General features: G+C 59.9%; 16 protein-coding genes. 6 read left to right on the forward strand and 10 right to left on the reverse strand.

Annotated features, from left to right (window positions below):
• Both F4V54_RS03905 and F4V54_RS03910 read left to right on the forward strand, forming a co-directional pair.
• A partial coding sequence (locus F4V54_RS03905) for an ABC transporter permease (RefSeq protein WP_150386317.1) occupies window positions 1-790 on the forward strand: 790 nt, incomplete at its 5' end.
• Window positions 790-1,449 carry an ABC transporter ATP-binding protein gene (locus F4V54_RS03910; protein WP_150386318.1) on the forward strand — a complete coding sequence of 220 codons (660 nt, stop codon included), beginning with the start codon at window positions 790-792 and terminating at the stop codon, window positions 1,447-1,449. The genes F4V54_RS03905 and F4V54_RS03910, both read left to right, overlap by 1 nt.
• A 151-nt stretch (window positions 1,450-1,600) precedes the next feature.
• On the opposite strand, the gene F4V54_RS03915 is transcribed toward F4V54_RS03910, so the two are convergent.
• From F4V54_RS03915 to F4V54_RS03925, 3 genes are all read right to left on the reverse strand, one after another.
• On the reverse strand, window positions 1,601-2,077 hold the full coding sequence (locus tag F4V54_RS03915; protein WP_034664614.1) for a GNAT family N-acetyltransferase: 477 nt from the start codon (window positions 2,075-2,077) through the stop codon (window positions 1,601-1,603).
• Window positions 2,078-2,083: 6 nt separating this feature from the next.
• Window positions 2,084-3,874 carry an acetyl/propionyl/methylcrotonyl-CoA carboxylase subunit alpha gene (locus F4V54_RS03920; RefSeq protein WP_249041225.1) on the reverse strand — a complete coding sequence of 597 codons (1,791 nt, stop codon included), beginning with the start codon at window positions 3,872-3,874 and terminating at the stop codon, window positions 2,084-2,086.
• A gap of 120 nt (window positions 3,875-3,994) precedes the next feature.
• Window positions 3,995-4,888, reverse strand: a complete 894-nt coding sequence (locus F4V54_RS03925; protein WP_150386319.1) for a sulfurtransferase — start codon at window positions 4,886-4,888, stop codon at window positions 3,995-3,997.
• 203 nt (window positions 4,889-5,091) lie between these two features.
• Here F4V54_RS03925 and F4V54_RS03930 point away from each other — a divergent pair, with 203 nt between their 5' ends.
• Window positions 5,092-6,153 carry a Cj0069 family protein gene (locus F4V54_RS03930; protein WP_150386320.1) on the forward strand — a complete coding sequence of 354 codons (1,062 nt, stop codon included), beginning with the start codon at window positions 5,092-5,094 and terminating at the stop codon, window positions 6,151-6,153.
• 68 nt (window positions 6,154-6,221) lie between these two features.
• Here F4V54_RS03930 and F4V54_RS03935 read toward each other — a convergent pair whose 3' ends face one another.
• The 6 genes from F4V54_RS03935 to F4V54_RS03960 all read right to left on the reverse strand — a co-directional run bounded on the left by F4V54_RS03935 (window position 6,222) and on the right by F4V54_RS03960 (window position 13,149).
• Window positions 6,222-6,620: a DUF3151 domain-containing protein gene (locus tag F4V54_RS03935; protein WP_034664607.1), complete on the reverse strand. Its 399-nt coding sequence runs from the start codon at window positions 6,618-6,620 to the stop codon at window positions 6,222-6,224.
• Window positions 6,621-6,671: 51 nt separating this feature from the next.
• Window positions 6,672-7,460 carry an acetoin reductase gene (locus tag F4V54_RS03940; protein WP_034664604.1) on the reverse strand — a complete coding sequence of 263 codons (789 nt, stop codon included), beginning with the start codon at window positions 7,458-7,460 and terminating at the stop codon, window positions 6,672-6,674.
• A gap of 188 nt (window positions 7,461-7,648) precedes the next feature.
• Window positions 7,649-9,034, reverse strand: a complete 1,386-nt coding sequence (locus tag F4V54_RS03945) for an NAD-dependent succinate-semialdehyde dehydrogenase (RefSeq protein WP_150386321.1) — start codon at window positions 9,032-9,034, stop codon at window positions 7,649-7,651.
• 124 nt (window positions 9,035-9,158) lie between these two features.
• The gene (locus F4V54_RS03950; RefSeq protein WP_102724051.1) at window positions 9,159-10,712 is read right to left on the reverse strand and encodes an APC family permease; all 1,554 of its coding nucleotides are present in this window, start codon (window positions 10,710-10,712) and stop codon (window positions 9,159-9,161) included.
• Window positions 10,705-11,640, reverse strand: coding sequence for a universal stress protein (locus F4V54_RS03955; protein ID WP_150386322.1), 936 nt, complete (start codon window positions 11,638-11,640; stop codon window positions 10,705-10,707). The genes F4V54_RS03950 and F4V54_RS03955 overlap by 8 nt, the downstream gene beginning before the upstream one ends.
• 12 nt (window positions 11,641-11,652) lie before the next feature.
• Window positions 11,653-13,149: a flavin monoamine oxidase family protein gene (locus F4V54_RS03960; RefSeq protein ID WP_150386323.1), complete on the reverse strand. Its 1,497-nt coding sequence runs from the start codon at window positions 13,147-13,149 to the stop codon at window positions 11,653-11,655.
• A gap of 112 nt (window positions 13,150-13,261) precedes the next feature.
• Between F4V54_RS03960 and F4V54_RS03965 the strand changes: the two genes are divergently transcribed.
• Entirely contained in the window at window positions 13,262-13,933 is a 672-nt protein-coding gene (locus tag F4V54_RS03965) for a TetR/AcrR family transcriptional regulator (RefSeq protein WP_150386324.1), read from the forward strand.
• 12 nt (window positions 13,934-13,945) lie between these two features.
• Here the strand turns inward: F4V54_RS03965 and gabT are convergent, their stop codons facing one another.
• Complete coding sequence (gene gabT, locus F4V54_RS03970) at window positions 13,946-15,274, reverse strand: 4-aminobutyrate--2-oxoglutarate transaminase (RefSeq protein ID WP_034664596.1); 1,329 nt, start codon at window positions 15,272-15,274, stop codon at window positions 13,946-13,948.
• A 140-nt stretch (window positions 15,275-15,414) separates the two neighbouring features.
• Between gabT and F4V54_RS03975 the strand changes: the two genes are divergently transcribed.
• On the forward strand, window positions 15,415-16,968 hold the full coding sequence (locus F4V54_RS03975; RefSeq protein WP_170253103.1) for a PucR family transcriptional regulator: 1,554 nt from the start codon (window positions 15,415-15,417) through the stop codon (window positions 16,966-16,968).
• Between the two features lie 163 nt (window positions 16,969-17,131).
• A complete protein-coding gene (locus F4V54_RS03980) occupies window positions 17,132-18,622 on the forward strand; it encodes an NAD-dependent succinate-semialdehyde dehydrogenase (RefSeq protein ID WP_376997437.1) in 1,491 nt (496 codons plus the stop codon).
• The last annotated feature ends 91 nt before the right edge of the window (window positions 18,623-18,713 follow it).

Raw genomic sequence — 18,713 nt, forward strand, 5'->3', positions numbered from 1 at the left:
GTTCACTACCTCGCGCGTGCAAAGTATGCCCGGCACGGACGCGCTGGGCACCGGCCAGATGCTCGTCGCCGGCCCAGATGGCACGGAGCAATCGGTCGCGATCCTTTCGCTGCCGCGCGGCACCACGTTGCCCGGGGGAGAGGTCCTCGGCGATGGTGCGGTCGCCTCAGCCTCACTGAACTTTTCGCTTCACGACGTCCTCTCCCTCGCCGGCACCACCACCCCCGTCGATGCCATCAGTGAGGACCTGATGTTCGCCCACACGCCTGTCCTGTGGGTCCCCACTGAGACATGGCAGGAAGTCTTCCACACTGATGCGGACGGCACTGTCCTGCTCTCCGATGACCCCGCCATCGAAGGCGGTGTTCCGTTGAAGGAGTCTTTCCAGGGCCTTCCCGCCTACGCCTCAGAACAGGGCTCGCTGAAGATGATTCAGGGCTTCCTCTACGCCATTGCTGCGCTGGTCATCGTGGCTTTCCTCACCGTCTGGACGATCCAGCGCACCCGTGACCTGGCCATCTTGAAAGCTATCGGCGCCTCGAACAAGTACCTGCTCAAGGACGCCGTCGGCCAGTCCGCCATCCTCCTCTTCATTGGTGTGACCATCGGCGCTCTCATCGGACTGGGCATCGGGTTCGCTATGGAAGGCGTGGCCCCGTTCACCTTGTCCTTTGGTGTCATCGCGCTGCCGCCACTGCTCGTCTGGGTGTTGGGCATGGCAGGCGCCGTTGTAGCCACCCGCTCCATCAGCAAAGTCAACCCCCAAAGCGCACTCGGAGGTGTCGCATAATGTCCACTTCTAGGCTCGAACTCACTGACGTCACCGTCTCCTTCCAGGACGGCCAGGAACGCCGCACCATCTTGGACAAGCTCAACTTCACCGCTGAGCCTGGCCGCCTGACCTTCATTGTTGGCGAGTCCGGCTCCGGCAAATCCACCCTCCTCTCCGTCGCCGCCGGCCTGATCACCCCGGATTCCGGCACCGCCACCCTTGGCGGGGTTCCGGTGTCCAATGACCTGCGCCGCGAGAAAATCGGCATGATCTTCCAGCAGGCCAACCTCATTTCGGCGTTGAACGTCCGCGACCAGCTGCTGGTTACTGACCACATCCGTGGCATCAAACCACGCAAGCAGCGCGCGGATGAACTGCTTGAAACTGTGGGCCTCGCCGGGCTCGAGAATCGGGACATGCACGCTCTTTCTGGTGGCCAACGCCAACGAGTCGGCATCGCCCGCGCCCTGATGGGGGAGCCGGAACTGGTTCTCGCTGACGAACCCACCGCCGCCCTCGACTCCCCCCGCTCCCGGGACATCGTGGAACTCCTCCGCCAATTGGTCGAAGACCGTGGCATCGCCTGTGGCTTTGTCACCCACGACCAGTCCCTCATCACCGACCGGGACAACGTCTTCCTCGTGGGCGAGCACCAGAAGGCGCCGGCACTCACTTAGTTTCTCGGTCTGACAATCCGCTGGCTTTGCCCGCAACTCCCCGGAGTTGCGGGCGCTCCTGGGCTTTCGGTCCGCAGACCGTTTTGATGGGGGTTGTGCACGGTTCACAAGAATCGTGCGCAGTGTGGGACCGGTACGCGCGAAATCCCGCCTAGAGCTGCTTCGTCATCACTTCCGGGTGGTGGTCTGACCAGGTGAAGCCGAAGGTCTCGTACACGTGCTGAGCACGGTCGTTGCCGGGCTCGACGTGAAGGGCGATGGTGCTGGCGCCTTGGGAAGCCGCCAAGTCGCAGGCTGCTTGGAGCAGGATGCGGCCGAGTTGGTGGCCGTGGGAGCGGTTCTCCACAGCAATGGACAGTTCGGGGATGTTAGGTCCGAGGTTGGCGTCGGTGTAATCATCCTCCGGTGCCCAGTAGCGTAGCCACACGCCACCGGCGGGGATGCGTTCTTCGTCGTAGGCGATGAATCCGCCGTCGCGTTCAGGGGACCATTTGTCCACGTACTCTTCGGGGCTTTGCATGGCACCGATGCGGCTGCGGGATTCGTTGCCGAAGACATCGGCGAGGTATTCCAGGCGGCGCAGGTAGGTGCGGTCGGATTCGGTTGCTGGGACGAGCGTGAACTTCATAAAGAGTTAGTGGATCTCCAGTAGTACTGCGTTTTTGTTGACTTGTTCGCCTTGTTCAGCGGCCAGGCCCTTGACCGTGCCGGACTTGTGGGCCTTGACGGGGTTTTCCATTTTCATGGCTTCGAGGACGAGCAGGATGTCGCCTTCGTTGACGGTGTCGCCTTCAGCCACGTTGACCTTGACCACGGTGCCCTGCATCGGGGCGGGCACGGCATCGCCCGACAATGCAGCGCCGGAGGAGCGGCGCTTCTTGGACTTGCGCTTCGCCCCGTTGCCGATGACGAGGGAGGCGGGGAGGGCAACTTCGATGCGGCGGCCGTCGATTTCAACGGCGTAGGTGCGCTTTGCCGGTTCGGAATCGGCAACGTCAATATCGTCGTCACTGTCCTGGTACGGCGGGATGGTGTTATTGAATTCTTCTTCGATCCAACGGGTGTACACGTCGAAGCGTTCGCCGTCACCGATGAAGGCTGGATCATTAAGAACAGCCAAGTGGAAAGGAATGACGGTGGGGAGGCCAGCGATCTCGTACTCGGCAAGCGCGCGGCGGGCACGCTGGATGGCTTCGTCGCGGTCTTCGCCGGTGACAATGAGTTTGGCCAGCATCGAGTCGAATTGGCCGCCGACGATGTTGCCGGCGCGCACGCCGGAGTCGACGCGAATGCCGGCGCCAGCGGGTTCGACGTAACGGGTGATGGTGTCCGGTGCCGGCATGAAGTTCATGCCGGGGTCTTCGCCGTTGATGCGGAACTCAATGGCATGGCCACGTGGCTCCGGATCGGAGGTGAGACGCAGGGGCAGGTCGGAGGCGACGCGGAACTGCTCGCGGACCAGGTCAATACCAGCAGTTTCCTCGGTGACGGGGTGCTCCACCTGGAGGCGAGTGTTCACTTCGAGGAAGGAGACGAGGCCATCAGAGCCATCAGCTTCTGGGGCGCCGACGAGGTATTCCACAGTGCCGGCGCCGTAGTAGCCGGCCTCTTTCACAATGGCCTTGGCGGAGGAGTGAATGGATTCTCGCTGGGCGTCGGAGAGGAACGGTGCGGGTGCTTCCTCAACGAGTTTTTGGAAGCGGCGCTGCAGAGTGCAGTCGCGGGTGCCAGCGACGATGACGTTGCCGTGTTTATCCGCAATGACCTGGGCCTCAACGTGGCGGGCGCGGTCAAGGTAGCGCTCGACGAAGCACTCGCCGCGACCGAAGGCGGCTACGGCTTCACGGGTGGCGGATTCGAAGAGTTCCGGGATTTCTTCGCGGGTGTGGGCGACTTTCATGCCACGGCCGCCACCACCGAAGGCAGCCTTGATGGCTACGGGGAGCCCGTATTCGTCCGCAAAGGCCACAACTTCATCGGCGGTGCTCACGGGCTCCTTCGTGCCGGGGGCCATGGGTGCGCCGACCTTCTCAGCGATCTGGCGTGCTTCCACCTTGTCACCCAGCAGTGCGATGGCCTCGGGGGAGGGGCCGATCCAGGTCAGGCCTTCATTGATGACGCGTTGGGCAAAGTCAGCGTTCTCGGACAGGAAGCCGTAGCCCGGGTGGATGGCGTCCGCGCCCGATGCCTTTGCAGCACCGATGATCTTGTCAAAGTTGAGGTAGGAGTCAGCGGCGGTGGCACCGCCGAGCGCAAAGGCTTCGTCCGCAAGCTCGACGAAGGGCGCGTCAGTGTCCGGCTCGGCATAGACAGCCACGGAGGCGATGCCGGCGTCCTTCGCTGCTCGGATGACGCGGACGGCGATCTCACCGCGGTTAGCAACCAGAACTTTGCTGATGGTCAGGGCGTTGGACGCTGCGGACAATTCAAAAACTCCTCGTCGAACAATTTCGGGGACCTAGCTTAGGGTAGAGCACTGCTGCCCACATAAGAGGTATCGCACGCAAGGTCCGAAGAATTACAGCCCGCAGTGACGAGCCGGGGCCTAGTCCAATTCCCTTTCAATGGGCATGCGGACCATGTTGCCCCATTCCACCCAGGAGCCGTCATACAGTGCCACATCTTCGATGCCGAGCACGTTGCGAAGGATAAAGCACGTGTGTGCGGCAGCCTGCCCGGCACTGCAGTACGCGATGACAGAGGGATTGTCCGTGTCCACGGTGCTCAAGGTGTGGGCATAAGCCTCAGCTATCGACGCCCGATCCTTCACCCGCCCATTCGGATACACCGACGCCCCCCACGGGTGATTCACCGCGCCCGGGATGTGGCCGTGACGCTGGACGGGGGAGGAGCAGTTGGGGTCCGTTTGGGTGAGGTGCTCGACGCCGGCGTAGAACTCGGGCCCGCGAGCGTCGATAAGCAGGTGCTTCTTGGTGCGCGAGCGAACATCATCGACGAATGCGCGCCGTGGCTTATCCTGACGCTCCACCACCGGGTAGTTACGGGACGGGTAATCCGGGACGGCGTAGGATGTGTCGCGTTCCTCGCCCATCCACGCGTCACGCCCACCGTCGAGGAGGCGCACATCCGGGTGGCCGAAAAGCTCAAACACCCAGGCGGTGTAGGCAGCCCACCAGTTGTTGCGGTCACCGTAGATGACCACGGTGTCATCGCGGCCGATACCCTTAGAATCCATGAGCTTGGCAAAGGCTTCACCGTCGATGAAGTCCCGCATCGTCTGATCATTGAGGTCCCGGTGCCAGTCAATGCGCACCGCACCAGGGATGTGGCCGATATCGTAGAGGAACGCGTCCTCGTCCGACTCCACCACGCGGAGACCATCCGTGCCCAGGCGGGCCGACAGCCAGGAAGCCGACACGAATTTTTCCGGGTGTGCGAAATCCTGGAATTGGGCAAACGGATCGAATTCGATTCCCATGCGAGTGTCCTCCCAGTGGCGTGCTTACAGTCACTAGCCACCATACATGTGAAGGGCTACCCCCGAAGGTGGATTATGTGGCGTATCCCGGCTGTGAGGTTAATTACTAAACCGCTACCCGTGAGGGCAGGAAAGCCGGTTAGGCCTTAATCTCAAAAGTGGGTTTAATCCAAAATACTGAGCACTACTGAAAGGGATTCACTGTGCACAAGGCAATCGTCGTCTTCGAGGTCGAGGGTGGTTCTGACAAGTACTTCGATGGGCACCGCAAGGACACCATGCCCATTGTCAACGCCATCAAGGACAAGGGCTGGAACGCAGAGGTTGTGTTCTTCCGCCCCGAGTGGTCTGACGCAATCTTCGAGTATGCGTCCAACAACTTCGACGGCTACATCTCCCGCGTGAACCCGGGCAACATCCCGGGAGGCGAGAAAGGCTACTTCGACCTGCTCACCCGCTTGTCCGAGGCCGGTCTTGTAGGCATGTCCACCCCGGAGGAGATGGTCTCCTACGGTGCTAAGGATGCCCTGGTGAAGCTGAACAAGACCTCCCTGGTGCCGGAGGATACCGCCGCGTACTACGACGTCGAGTCCTTCCACAACACGTTCCCGACCTCCCTGTCCTACGGTGAGCGTGTGCTCAAGCAGAACCGCGGCTCCACCGGTTCCGGCATCTGGCGCGTGCGCCTTGCGGACGAAGCACTGGCTGCCTCCGTCGAGCCCGGCACCGCCCTGCCGCTGGACACCAAGCTCAAGTGCACCGAGGCCGTGGACAACCACACCGAGGACCGCGAGCTCGGCGAGTTCATGGACTTCTGTGACCAGTACATCGTGGGCGACAACGGCATGCTCGTGGACATGCGCTTCATGCCACGCATTGTCGAGGGTGAGATCCGTATTCTGCTGGTCGGCCCGCACCCGGTTTTCGTGGTGCACAAGAAGCCGGCCGAGGGTGGCGATGCATTCTCCGCAACCCTGTTCTCCGGTGCGCAGTACACCTACCAGAAGCCGGAGGAGTGGCAGGAGCTCGTGGACATGTTCGCGGAGGCCCGCCCCGTCATCGCCGAGAACCTCGGTGGCGACAACATCCCGCTGATCTGGACCGCTGACTTCATGCTCGCGGACGACGATGAGACCGGAGAGGACACCTACGTTCTCGGCGAGATCAACTGCTCCTGCGTCGGCTTCACCTCCGAGCTGGACATGGGTATCCAGGAAATGGTTGCCGAGGAGGCCATCAAGCGCGTCGAGGAGAAGAACGCCTAAGCATTTGCTTATCGACGTTTAAAGCGCCACCGCGCCGGACCAACTTTCGGGCCGGCGCGGTTTGCTGTCTAGTCGAGGAACTGCTCGACGCTAGCCGGGTCCGCGTCCGACAGCATTTGGCGGCAGCGCTCGTATTCGGCTTCATCTCCGATCTTCTTGGATGCCAGGGCCAACATGGCGATAGCTTTGAGCACTGCCTGGTTCGGCTCGTGTGACGCGGGGACTGGGCCCCAGCCTTTCCACCCGTTCGCACGGAGGCGGTCCAGGGAGCGGTGGTAGCCGGTGCGGGCGTAGGCGTAGGCAACGATCGGGTCACCATCGGCTAGCTCGTGCTCGGCCCGGGCAGCCCAGACAGCGGGGGAGTCCGGGTGAGCGATGGCGGTGGCGTTATCAAGCACATCGCTCCCCTGCGCCGGGTCCTCTGGCAGGTGAACCGGCGGGGGAGCGAGCATATCTTTGAATTCCATGGCCCCACGCTACCAACTCCAGCGAGGTGGTAGCGGGGAGTTGGGCGGGGTTTAGCGGTAGACCATGCCACCGTCGGTCAGGATGGCCTGGCCAGTGATGTAGTCCGAATCTTCCGAGGCGAGGAAGGACACAAGGTTGGCCACATCTTCTGGGGTCTGTGCGCGGCCAAGGGCGATGCTTTCCACGTTCTTCTCGTAGGTGGAGCCGAGCTCGGCGCCGGTCAGCTCGTGGAAGCGACGGTCAATGTCTACCCACATGTCGGTGCCGACGATGCCTGGGCAGTACGCGTTGACGGTAATGCCGTCGCTGGCGTATTCACGTGCAGCAACCTGGGTCAGCGCGCGCACCGCGAACTTGGAGGCGGAGTAAGCGCCCAGCACCGGGAAGCCGTCATGGCCAGCGATGGAGGAGGCGTTGATGATCTTGCCACCGTGGCCGCGCTCCTTGAACTTGGCGGCTGCAGCCTGGATGCCCCACACAACGCTCTTGATGTTCACGTTGAACATAGCGTCCAGCTCTTCATCTGTGATCTCATCAATCGGCTGGACCTGCGCAATACCAGCGTTGTTCACGATGATGTCAAAGCCACCCAGTTCTCTTTCAGTGTGGTCGATGGCGGCGTAAACCTGGTCACGCTTAGACACATCGGCCCCGATCGCGATTGCCTTGCGGCCAAGCTTTTCAATCTGGGAAACGGTGTCGGCGCAGTTGTCTTCCTTCAAATCGAGGACCGCCACGTCCGCGCCATCCTGTGCAAGACGCAGGGCGATTGCCTGGCCAATACCTCGTGCTGCTCCGGTGACAAGGGCGACCTTGCCGTCGATAGCTTTCGTTGGCATGTTGTTCTCCTTTTCGTACCGTGTGATTCTTCTGGCCGACAGTGCCGACCACGACCCACGGTACGTGGGAGAGGTGATTCTTTCAGGGCTCGTGCTACCAACTCACCGGAGCCGGTAGCGCGTCCTGGTCTTATGCAGGGGCGCAGTGCTGCAGCGATGCAGCACTGCAGCACTGAGGGAGGGCGAGATTAATCCGCTTCGAAATACAGCTGCTTGTTCACAAACTCATCCATGCCCAGCGGGCCAAGCTCACGGCCGAAACCAGAACGCTTCACACCACCGAAAGGAATCTCCTCACCTTCGCCGGCTGGAGTGTTCACGTTGGACATGCCAACCTCCAGCTGACGAGCGATGGCGCGAGCACGATCCTTATCCTGGGAGAAGACAGCGCCACCGAGACCGTACTGGGTGTCGTTGGCCAGCTTCAGTGCCTCCTCATCAGAGGAGACCTTGAACACCAGGGCGATCGGACCGAAGAGCTCTTCGTAGAACACCGAGTTCTTGGTGTCCATATCGGTGAGCACTGCGGGAGCGTAGTAGGCGTTCTCACCCAGGCCACCACCAGCCAGCAGGGTTGCACCTTCCTGGACAGCGCGAGTGACCTGCTCGTCCAGGCGCTCAGCGGCATCGCGGGAGGACAGCGGGGAATAAACGTCGTTTTGGCCGGCTTCTTCCGGTGTTCCCAGCGTGGCCTTTTCCGCCAACTTCACCAGCTCACCCACGAACTCGTCATAGATGTCATCCATGATGATCATGCGCTTGTTGCCATTGCACACCTGACCCATGTTGTACATGCGGACTTCCCACGCCAACTGAGCAGCAGCCTTCACATCATCAGAGTCCAAGAGTACGTAGGCATCATTACCGCCGAGCTCCAGAACCGCCTTCTTCAGGTTCTTGCCGGCAGTTGCGCCGACGGCTGCGCCGGCACGCTCCGAACCGGTGAGAGAAACACCCTGCACACGCGGGTCCTCAATCATCGTGGTGATCTGGTCGTGGGAGGCGTACACGTTCTGGTATACGCCAGCCGGCACACCCGCATCATCGAAGATTTTCTGGATTGCGGCAGAGGATTCGGGGCAGATCTCAGCATGCTTCAAAATGATGGTGTTGCCGTTCATCAGGTTTGGCGCAGCAAAACGAGCGACCTGGTAGTACGGGAAGTTCCACGGCATGATGCCTACCAGCGCACCCAGTGGGAGATGGCGGATGACGGCGGTGCCGCCGTTGTAGCTTTCGATCTTGCGGTCAGCAGCGAACTCTTCACCGTTGTTGGCGTAGTAGCGGAAGATATTGGCGGACAGCTCTACCTCGTCAATGGCGTGGGGGCGGGACTTGCCCATTTCGCGGCCGATGATGTCAACCAGGTCGTCCTTGCGTTCGTCGAAAAGCTCAGCGACACGCAGCACGTATTTCTTCCGCTCGGCGATATCGAGGGCGGCCCACTCCTTGAAGCTCTTCTCCGAGGCGGCGAGAACCTGCTGGATCTCATCATCGGTGGCGCCAGGGTACGTCGCGGTGATTTCACCGGTCGCCGGGTTTTCTACTCGGTAGGACAGATCTTTCTCAGCCATGATGTCTCCTTTGTTTGGGGAACCCAGTGCGGGTCCCGTATTGGGGTCAGTATGGGTCACATTGTGTGGTCTGCCTTTGCCCGTGGCTGTCAGTGTAGAGATGTTGCCACAGGAAAGCAGATGCTTAGACTGTCAAAACAGTATTCGTATCATCCTCCTCGGCTGTGACTCGTGGCAGAATCTCGCTACGGAAGAACTCCGGATGGCGCAGTCGTGTGAACAGCATGAGTACTACCCCGAGGAGCAGAATGCCCATGCCGAGGACAAAGACCGTGCCGACACCAAAGATCGAAGACCCAGAGCCGTAGGACGGGTCGATGGAATCAAATGCGGTGATGAAGAACATGGTCAACAGCATCGTTCCGCCGATCAATGGAAACAGGAACCGGAAGAAGAAACCGCGGACAGAGTGGGTGATCTCCTTACGGAAGAACCACACGCAGGCAAAAGCGGTGATGCCGTAGTAAAAGCAGATCATCAAACCCAGCGCGGTGATGGTGTCCCACAGCGCATTCTCGGAGGCGATCCTGGTTACTGCATAAAAACCACCGGCGGCAACGGCAGAAGCCACGGTGGCCACACCAGGGGTGCGGAACTTCGGGCTAATGTGTGCGAAAACCGCCGGCAGGGCCTTGTAGTACCCCATGGCCAGCAGCGTGCGCGCCGGGCCGACGATGGTGGACTGCAGTGAGGCGAAAGAACTCGCCAGAACTGATATGGACATGAGGATGGCCCACGGGCCCATCACGGGGCCGGCGAGTGCAGCGAAAATGGATTCTTGGTTCTCCGGGTTGCCGGCACCGAGACCGGTATCACCAGTACCGGCCCACGCAACGACAGCGACGGCGGTGAGGATGTACACGGTGATGACCACCAGCACGGTGAGTGTGGCTGCCCGCCCCGGGGTGCGCTCTGGGTCCTTGGTTTCCTCATTCATGGTTAGGGTGACATCCCAGCCCCAGAACATGAAGATCGATAGGGAGATTCCTGCGGCGACAGTGGAAAAATCACCAATCGTCAGCGGGTTAAACCAGTCAGCTTCTACCGGGTGAAAGTCGTATCCGCCACCGTGGTACGCATTCCACAGTGCCATTCCGCCGAAGAGCACGAGGGTGAACAGCTGCAGAGCGACCAGGAAGTATTGGAGCTTCTCTGTGGATTCGAGGCCGCGGTAGGAAATGTAGGCGGCGACGGCTAGGAACACGATGGTGGTTGGGATGTTCACCCACAGATTGCGGGTGAGGTCCGCGAATGCACTATTGCCGGTGAGCTGTGCCAGCAGGATGTAGAAAAAATCCACGGCCACGGCAGCTAGATTCGACAACACCAGGATGGTTGCTGTGATCAGGCCCCAGCCACCCATCCAGCCGACCCACGGGCCAAAAGCCTTGGTTGCCCAGGTGAACGAGGTACCGGAATCCGGAACACGGTTGTTCAGCTCGCGGTACGCGAAGGCGACGAGCAACATGGGGAAGAAGCCGAGCAGGAGGATCGCCGGGACGTGGTCGCCGACCTCAGAAATCGTGGGGCCGAGCCCCGAGGTCAAGGTGTAGGACGGGGCAATGCAGCTCACGCCAATGACGACGGCTCCAAGAAGTCCGACGCGCCCAGCGATGAGCCCTTTTTCGCTTTGCGACGGCTGGTGTGCCAGCTCATTTGCCACTTTGCGTTTACTCATGCTGCCCCTCCTCATCGTCATCCTTCGGGCTTTGTGAAGGGGTGACAAGTAGCGGAATCGGAAGACTCCGCAGCACTTTGGCGGCGCGTGGCCCCATGAACATACGGCCAGCGGTGGCAAGCCGGGACGATCCCGCGAGCAGGATTTCGTCCTCACGCCACTCAAGTTCGGTCGCAGCCTCAGCGACAGATGTGCCGGTGACAATTTCGGTGGTGGCTAAACCTTCATCAACGAGGTGTTTTGCCTGTTCTGCAAGATATTCGTTGGCGTTAGCTTCGAGGCTTTCCAATACCGTCTCAGCGATCTCGTGCGGCATAGCTCCCGCATCCTCATCGGTGTGGAACGAGATCAAGCGCAGTTCGCTGTCGGTGTACTGTGCGGTGCGAATCGCCGTGGAAATCAACTGGCGTGAGCCAGCCAGGGTGCCGAACATGCACGACACCCGGCTGATCCGTTCAGGCGCTTGGTAGCGTGGCGGCGCAAGCGCAATCGGAATGGTTGATGAGTGCAAAAGAGCATTCGCCGAAACCCCAATGCTGAAGCGACGCAACAGGCCACCACCGCGGGTGCCCAAAATAATCAAGTCGCAACCCAGTTCCTTGGCGGTGCGGTGCAGTGAATTAGCTTCGTCCACACCGGAGACGACACGGCCGGTGGCCGTAATCCCCTCGGGGACTTTAGCCAACGCATTCTCAAGCCACGCGTTGAGCTTTCGGCTAATGATCGTCTCATGGGCAGTGAGGCGAGGATACGCACCTGAGTAGTTCTCTGAATGCGGAACCACCATGACGATCTCCAAGTCCGCGTCCCAGCTTCTGGCCAAGGCGATGCCAAGGTTCAAAGCATCAGAGCCCGCTGGAGTGGCAAGGTATCCGACCAGGATTTTCGACGGCCCACGGTCCGCAGGCTGCTGTGTTGGCTGGACCATGATCACCCTGCCTTAGTAATTAGCCAGAATGGCATTGGCAGCTCGCTCGCCCTGACGGACAGCGCCATCGACGTGCTGGTAGCCCTCATCAGCAATGTCGGAGCAAGCGAAGTGGATCGGGCCAACAGGTTGGTTCTGCAGGTGGCCCCAGCGGGACAGGCCACCCAGGTCGTAGCTGGTTGCGTACGCGCCGCGGGTCCACTCTTCAGCAGCCATATCGGAGAGGTAGAACGCGATTGGCTCCATGGTCTCCGGACCCAGGTAGTCCGCCATGGCGGAAAGGATGCGGTGCTTGCGCTCTTCTTCCGGCAGGTGCCACATTTCCTCGGCGTACACATCAGAAACGAATCCGACGAGGGTGCCGTAGGTATCTTCCTCACCAGCGGTACCGCCTGCAATGTTGGCGCCACGGTTGGTGTTGTCGTAGATCTCCTGGACCAGGCGTCCCCCACCGAAACCGGTGCCGGACAGGCCCTTCTCACGCCAGAACGGGGTTTCGTAAATAGCGTGAACCTTGATCACCAGGCCCATGGAGATGTGCTGGTGGGCGATGTGCAAGTCACGTGGCATCGCCGGGACGTAGGAGATGCGGTTGTACAGATTTGGTGGAACAGCAATAACAACATTCTTGGCGTGGGCGATCACTTTGTCGGAGACGACTGTGACATCGCCCGGCTTACCGTTGTTCGGGACACCGTTGCGCACGTCTGGCTTAACGTTATTCAGGCTGTCCTCGGTGGACGGGTCCGGCTGTGCCCACTGGATCTCGCGGACCGGGGTGCCCAGGAAGACATCTTCACCGAGCTCCTTGGCCATGGTCTCGGAGACAGACATCATGCCGCCCTCGACGCGGCGGTCAAGGATGAAGTCCTCGTCCACCAGGTTGGAGAAGGATCCGGCAGAAGCAGCCATGAGGACAGCCTGCAAGGCGGAGAAGGTGAAGGACGGCTTGGTCAGCATGCCGGATGCGACGTAGATGGAAACATTGTCAATTGCCTCCTCATCATCAGAGAGCTGCTCCAGCCAGTGGCGGAAGGAAATAGAGTCCAGCTCGGCAGCCTTCGGGTGCGCCCACGGCTCCTTGGCACCGATCTCGGCTGCAAGGTCATCGAGGATCTTGATCAGCTTGTCCATCTCGGCCTGTGTGGACTCGGAAGCGGGGAAGACTGGGCCCTCATACTCGTGGCGCTCACCGTCCGGGGACACGTAAATGGACTTGCCTTCGCGGTAGCGCTGGAAGGTGCTCAGGCCCAGCTCATCCACCAGGTCAATGAGGCGGGTCTGGTCAGGGGAGATCCACTGGCCACCAAGCTCAACAAAGTGATCAACACCGTTGGCGTCACGTACACGGCCGTTCCAGGTGCGGCCGCCAACGCGCTCGCGTGCCTCGAGGACTGCGACGGACTTGCCGGCCTTAGCCAGCGTGCGTGCAGCCATGAGGCCTGCTGGGCCGGCTCCGACGATGACAACATCGCGCTCAATTTCATGTTTTGGTGCGCTAGAATTCATACTTCTACTCCTGTTCTAGGGCCGGTGGGTGCCGGCCATCACGGATATGAACGCCATTCATTAAATGGTGTGACCTAGCGTACATTTGTTTTGCTAATGAAGGAAGAGTCACATGGCAAAAGGGCGTGGCCGCCCCGCAGAATCTCTGGTCAGCGCCGAAAAAATTGGTGCAGCCGCGCTCTCCCTTACCTCGGATAAGGGGTATCAAGCGCTGACCATGACTGCCGTTGCGAAGCGACTCAATGTGGCTTCGAGCGCCCTCTACAACCACATTTCGGGCAAAGAGGAAATGCTCTATTTGATACAGGACGCGGTGATGCAGCTTGTTGATGTTAGGCCGCTCGAACAAGCCATCGCTACAGGTTCGGGCTACCGCACGGCAGTAGAATCCTGGGCGCGTTCTTACCGCGATGTTTTTGCTGGGCACACCCCGTTGATCCCGCTTATTGCAGTGCAGCCCATTGGTGCTTCCCCGCGGACCCAAGAGATGTATGAGGTTGTTGCCCAAGCGCTCATCACTGCTGGATGCCCGCCTGCGCAGGTGATGGAACGCATCATTGCGCTTGAATCCTTCATTTATGGCTCAGCGTGGGACGTCCAAGCCCCAGCCGATCTTTTTGATCCCTGCGCGATTTCCCCTGAACATTCTGCGCTGCGTCAAGCAGCGGAAGCGATGAGTGGGTACAAAACAGCAAAAAAGGGCCAGCCTGACGCTAACCCTTATGCTGACCAACCTTTTGAGGTTGGTTTGAAAAATCTTCTGGACGGCATGGCCCTCGAATAGATTCTTGCTCCCCTAGATGTTGTTGCGGATTGCTTCCGCGAGAACACGCATGCCGTCACGCAGCAGCTCCTCCGGGATGACCAGGGATGGAAGCAGGCGCACGACGTTGCCGTCAAGGCCACAGGTGAGGATGAGTACGCCGGCGGCCTTGCACTCGGCAGCGACCTTGGCCGTCAGCTCCGCATTCGGCTTACCATCCTTGGTTACGAGCTCGATGGCGATCATTGCGCCGCGGCCACGGATCTCCGCGATCTCATCCAGCTCAGTCAACGAGTCGAGTTCCTCGTGGATGATCTTGCCGATTTCCTTGGCGCGAAGAGCAAGATTGTGTTCTTTCATTTCCTCAATAGCAGCGACAGCAGCTGCGCAAGCCACCGGGTTACCACCGTAGGTACCGCCGAGCCCGCCGGCCATCGGCGCATCCATGATCTCAGCGCGACCAGTCACAGCAGACAGTGGCATACCGCCGGCGATGCCCTTAGCGGTGGTGACTAGATCCGGCTCGATGCCGTCAAAGCTGGAAGCGAACCATTCACCGGAGCGACAGAAACCAGCCTGGATCTCGTCGGCAATGAACACCACGTTGTTAGCGCGGCACCAGTCCACAATTGCCGGGAGGAAGCCCTCTGCAGGCTCAATGAAGCCACCTTCGCCTTGAATCGGTTCGATGACCACGCAAGCGAGGTTCTCTGCGCCCACGTACTGCTCGAGGTATCGGATGGTGCGCTCAGCAGCTTCCTCGCCCTTCAGGCCGTCGCGAAGCGGATAGGACATTGGGGCGCGGTAAACATCGCTGGCGAAGGGGCCGAAGGAGGACTTGTAGGGCTTGTTCTTCGCGGTCATGGCCATGGTCAGGTTGGTGCGGCCGTGGTAGGCGTAATCGAAGACGGCAACACCTGCCTTACGGGTGTAGGAACGAGCGATCTTCACAGCGTTTTCCACTGCCTCAGCACCAGAGTTGAGCAGCACAGTACGCTTCTCAAAATCACCTGGGGTGAGCTCGTTGAGCAGTTCTGCAACTTGGAGGTAGCTCTCGTAGGGGCTCACCATGAAGCATGTGTGGGTGAAGTGAGTAGCGGCCTCAGCGACAGCGTTGACAACGCGCTTGTTGGAGGCGCCGACGGAGGTCACGGCGATGCCGGAGCAGAAGTCGATGAACGAGTTTCCGTCGGCATCGACAAGCACTCCGCCGTCGGCGTCAACGATGTAGCCAGGAAGGCCAGGGTTCATGGCTGCAGCGACGCTCGCTTTTCGACGTTTATCTAGCTCAGCACTAGCCGGGCCAGGAAGCTCAGTGTTGATGCGACGCTCCTGCGGGAGACGGTATTCAAGATCCTGCATGTGCGGGTTCCTTTCCGGTGAGATGTGCTGCCCGTGCCTGATGTGGGGCAGTGGTGATGGCAGTAGTATCCGTCCTCATCCCACCCTCAAGGCAACCGACACCCTGTCCATATTTAATCCGCAACTTATACACTGTGTCCATGTCCGATTGTGTGGGTGCTGAAACACGTGGTGGAAGCGTTGAATGGCACGATACAACTGAGCTGCTGGACCTTGCATGGCTCTACGGAATCCGTGCTTTGCAGCTGTCTCCGATCGGGGAGCTGAAGCAGGGAAAATTTGGCTCGGTGCAGGCGAGTGAAATCGTCGAAACTGCAGAGTTCTTCAGACCCCACTCTGTCATTTTGACCCTCGGTCTTCGCATTGATCCATTCGATGAACAGGCGATTGGTGAATATGTTGAACGGTTAAGCCAAGCTGAGGTGGCAGCACTTGGTTTTGGTACGGGCCTTCACCATTCCGATGTACCACCAGCTTTGAAAAAGGCATGCGCTGCAGCTGGACTCCCCTTATTTGAAGTGCCACGTAAAACCCCATTCGCCCTAATTTCCAAAGTGGTCGGTGGAGAGCATGCGCGGCTACAGGCAGCCGCGGCAAATGAGATTCTGGAGGCAGCTGAGGGACTGAACCGTGCGGCGTGGAATGGGGGAGTGGATGCCCTCGTCGGGCGCACGCATAACGCAGTGGGGGCGGATGTTCTCATTGGGGATAGTTCCGGGCGAGTTATTTCCTCCGCACCAGCTAAACCCACCGAACGCGCATTGAAAGCCTTGCGTTTAGCTATCACTGATGGAGGACGCAGTCGCGCGTATCGCGCTGAGAACCGCATGATCATTGTCCAACGCATGCGAGCACTGGGTGGGAAATACTACGTGGCTGTTGTGGATTCACCTCATGCTTTGCCGCCACTATCGCGCAGCGCGATTAAACACTTCGTCGGTCTGGCTGAAATCGTTTTGCGTGACCCTCCTGCTCTGCGCAGCGCAGAAACACAACTGCGTGGTGCCGCTTTGGAGCTGTTTCTATCGGACCCGACAACGGAACCTGCAGTTGAACGATTGTTGGATGGCGCTGCCGACGCAGATGGGATGGTGGTGCCGGTAGCGATCGTCGCTGCGAACAAAGCCGCTTCTTCACGTGCGTTGACCAGGCTCGACGAAGGGCTAGGGCTAGGGCAACAACCCCTTGCGTATATGCGGACCGCCCCCGATGGATTTGTTTTCCTGTCGCGCACCCCCATGACCGGCGAAGTTGCGAGTGAGCTCTTTGGTTCTTTTGCCACCCGGTTACGTGTTTTGTCGGGGAGGAGATCACCATGGCGGGATCTCACCAGTGATGAGCTGACGTATCTTGTTGATCGCGCGCGTGCCCTGCCTCCTGGAACCGTGGACGAGTATGTTCCGCGGAGGCTCGACTGGGCTGAAGATGAAACCGTACACACCGCACTGTCGCGACGATACCGTGAAGTGTTGGCGCCATTGGCTGAGGATGATCCGGCGTTACTCGAGGCAGTTCAGGCATTTCTCCTCCACGGCTGCGAGTTCCGGGCCGCGGCGGAGTCATTGGGCGTTCACCGACATACGCTCAAAGCGAGGATCGATCGTGCAGAGCAGCGCTACGGGTTGCCACTAGACGATCCTTTGGGGCGAGCTGAGCTCCTCGTCCTGCTGAGCATTGATGCGCCCGAGGGCTAGCACAACGATCCTCATCGCGCAATGCCCTCTAACCGGGGGACGGCGCCGTGTGCACTGAAGATGGCTCGGAGGTATAGCGTTGCCTATAGAGGAAGCTGGTCTGACCACCAGCTGAAGTAACACCAAAACACAAGAAAGAACAACGAACAAGGAAGGCATGATCATGGCTGATACCAAGGGTTCTGTGAACACCACCACGCTGCTCGATTCCCTGCCCACTGGGCTGTTTATTGGTGGACAGTGGCGTGAGGCATCGAGTGGCGAATCGTTTGAGGTGTGCAACCCCGCCACGGGTGAAGTGCTGGCCACCCTTTCTTCCGCTAACAGTGATGATGCGGTGGCTGCACTGGACGCTGCGGCGAAGGTGCAAAAGGAGTGGGCGCGTACGTCAGCTCGCGAGCGCAGCGAGATCCTCACTCGTGCCTACCAGCTGGTCACTGAGCGTTCTGAGGAATTTGCAACGCTCATGACTTTGGAGATGGGCAAGCCCCTCGCGGAGGCGCGTGGGGAGGTGAAGTACGGGGCTGAGTACCTTCGTTGGTTCGCGGAAGAGACCGTCCGCCAGTATGGCCACACTCAGGAAGTGCCGGAAGGTGGCATCCGCATGGTCACTCGGCGTAAACCGGTTGGCCCGTGTTTGCTGATCACTCCGTGGAATTTCCCGCTGGCCATGGCTACCCGCAAGGTCGCCCCGGCTGTCGCTGCTGGCTGCACGATGGTGCTCAAGCCAGCTGAGCTGACCCCGTTGACCACCCAGTATTTTGCGCAGACCATGGTTGAGGCTGGCCTGCCGGCAGGCGTGCTCAACGTTGTTTGTGGCACTGATCCGGCGGCGATCTCCGAACCGCTCATTGCTGATCCGCGCCTGCGCAAGGTGTCCTTCACCGGTTCCACTGCTGTGGGCAAGATCCTGATGAAGCAGGCAGCAGACGGCGTTTTGCGCACCTCGATGGAGTTGGGTGGAAACGCCCCGTTCATCGTGTTCGAGGATGCAGACATCGACCAGGCAGTCGCTGGCGCAATGGCTGCAAAGATGCGCAATATCGGTGAGGCCTGCACCGCTGCGAACCGCTTCCTCATTCACTCCGAGGTTGTTGAGGAGTTCACCGAGAAACTGGTCACGGCCATGGAGGCGCTTACCGTGGGCAACGGTATGGACGATGGTGTTGATGTGGGTCCACTGATCGAAGAAAAGGCACGCAAGAATGTGGCAAGCCTTGTCGACGACGCGAAGAGCAACGGCGCCGAGGTCCTCACCGGCGGTAACGCTATCGAAGGTGATGGCTACTTCTTCCAGCCGACCGTTCTGCGTGGTGCTAGCACCGATTCGCGGATCTTCCAGGAGGAGATTTTCGGTCCAGTTGCGTCCATCTACGAATTCACTGATGAGGATGAGGCCATTGAGCTGGCTAACTCCACCCCGTACGGCTTGGCATCCTACGTGTTCTCGGAGGACCCGGACCGTTTGTGGCGTCTGGCCGATGGCCTGGAATTCGGCATCGTTGGCTACAACGCCGGTGTCGTGTCCAACGCGGCTGTCCCCTTCGGTGGTGTGAAGCACTCCGGTTTGGGCCGTGAGGGAGGCGCCGAAGGTATCGATGAATACACCGAAGTGCAGTACATCGGTGTGCGTGACCCATACGCCAATAAGTAGTTTTACCTGCGCTTCCGTTCGTATATAGCTGGGTGGGGGACCGGGGTACCGCCGGAGTTTGTGATACTCTGTGCGTGGCCCCGGTCTATCG

Origin of the sequence: Corynebacterium tuscaniense, from assembly GCF_008693065.1 — a bacterium.
In the GTDB taxonomy this organism is placed as follows: Bacteria; Actinomycetota; Actinomycetes; order Mycobacteriales; family Mycobacteriaceae; genus Corynebacterium; species Corynebacterium tuscaniense.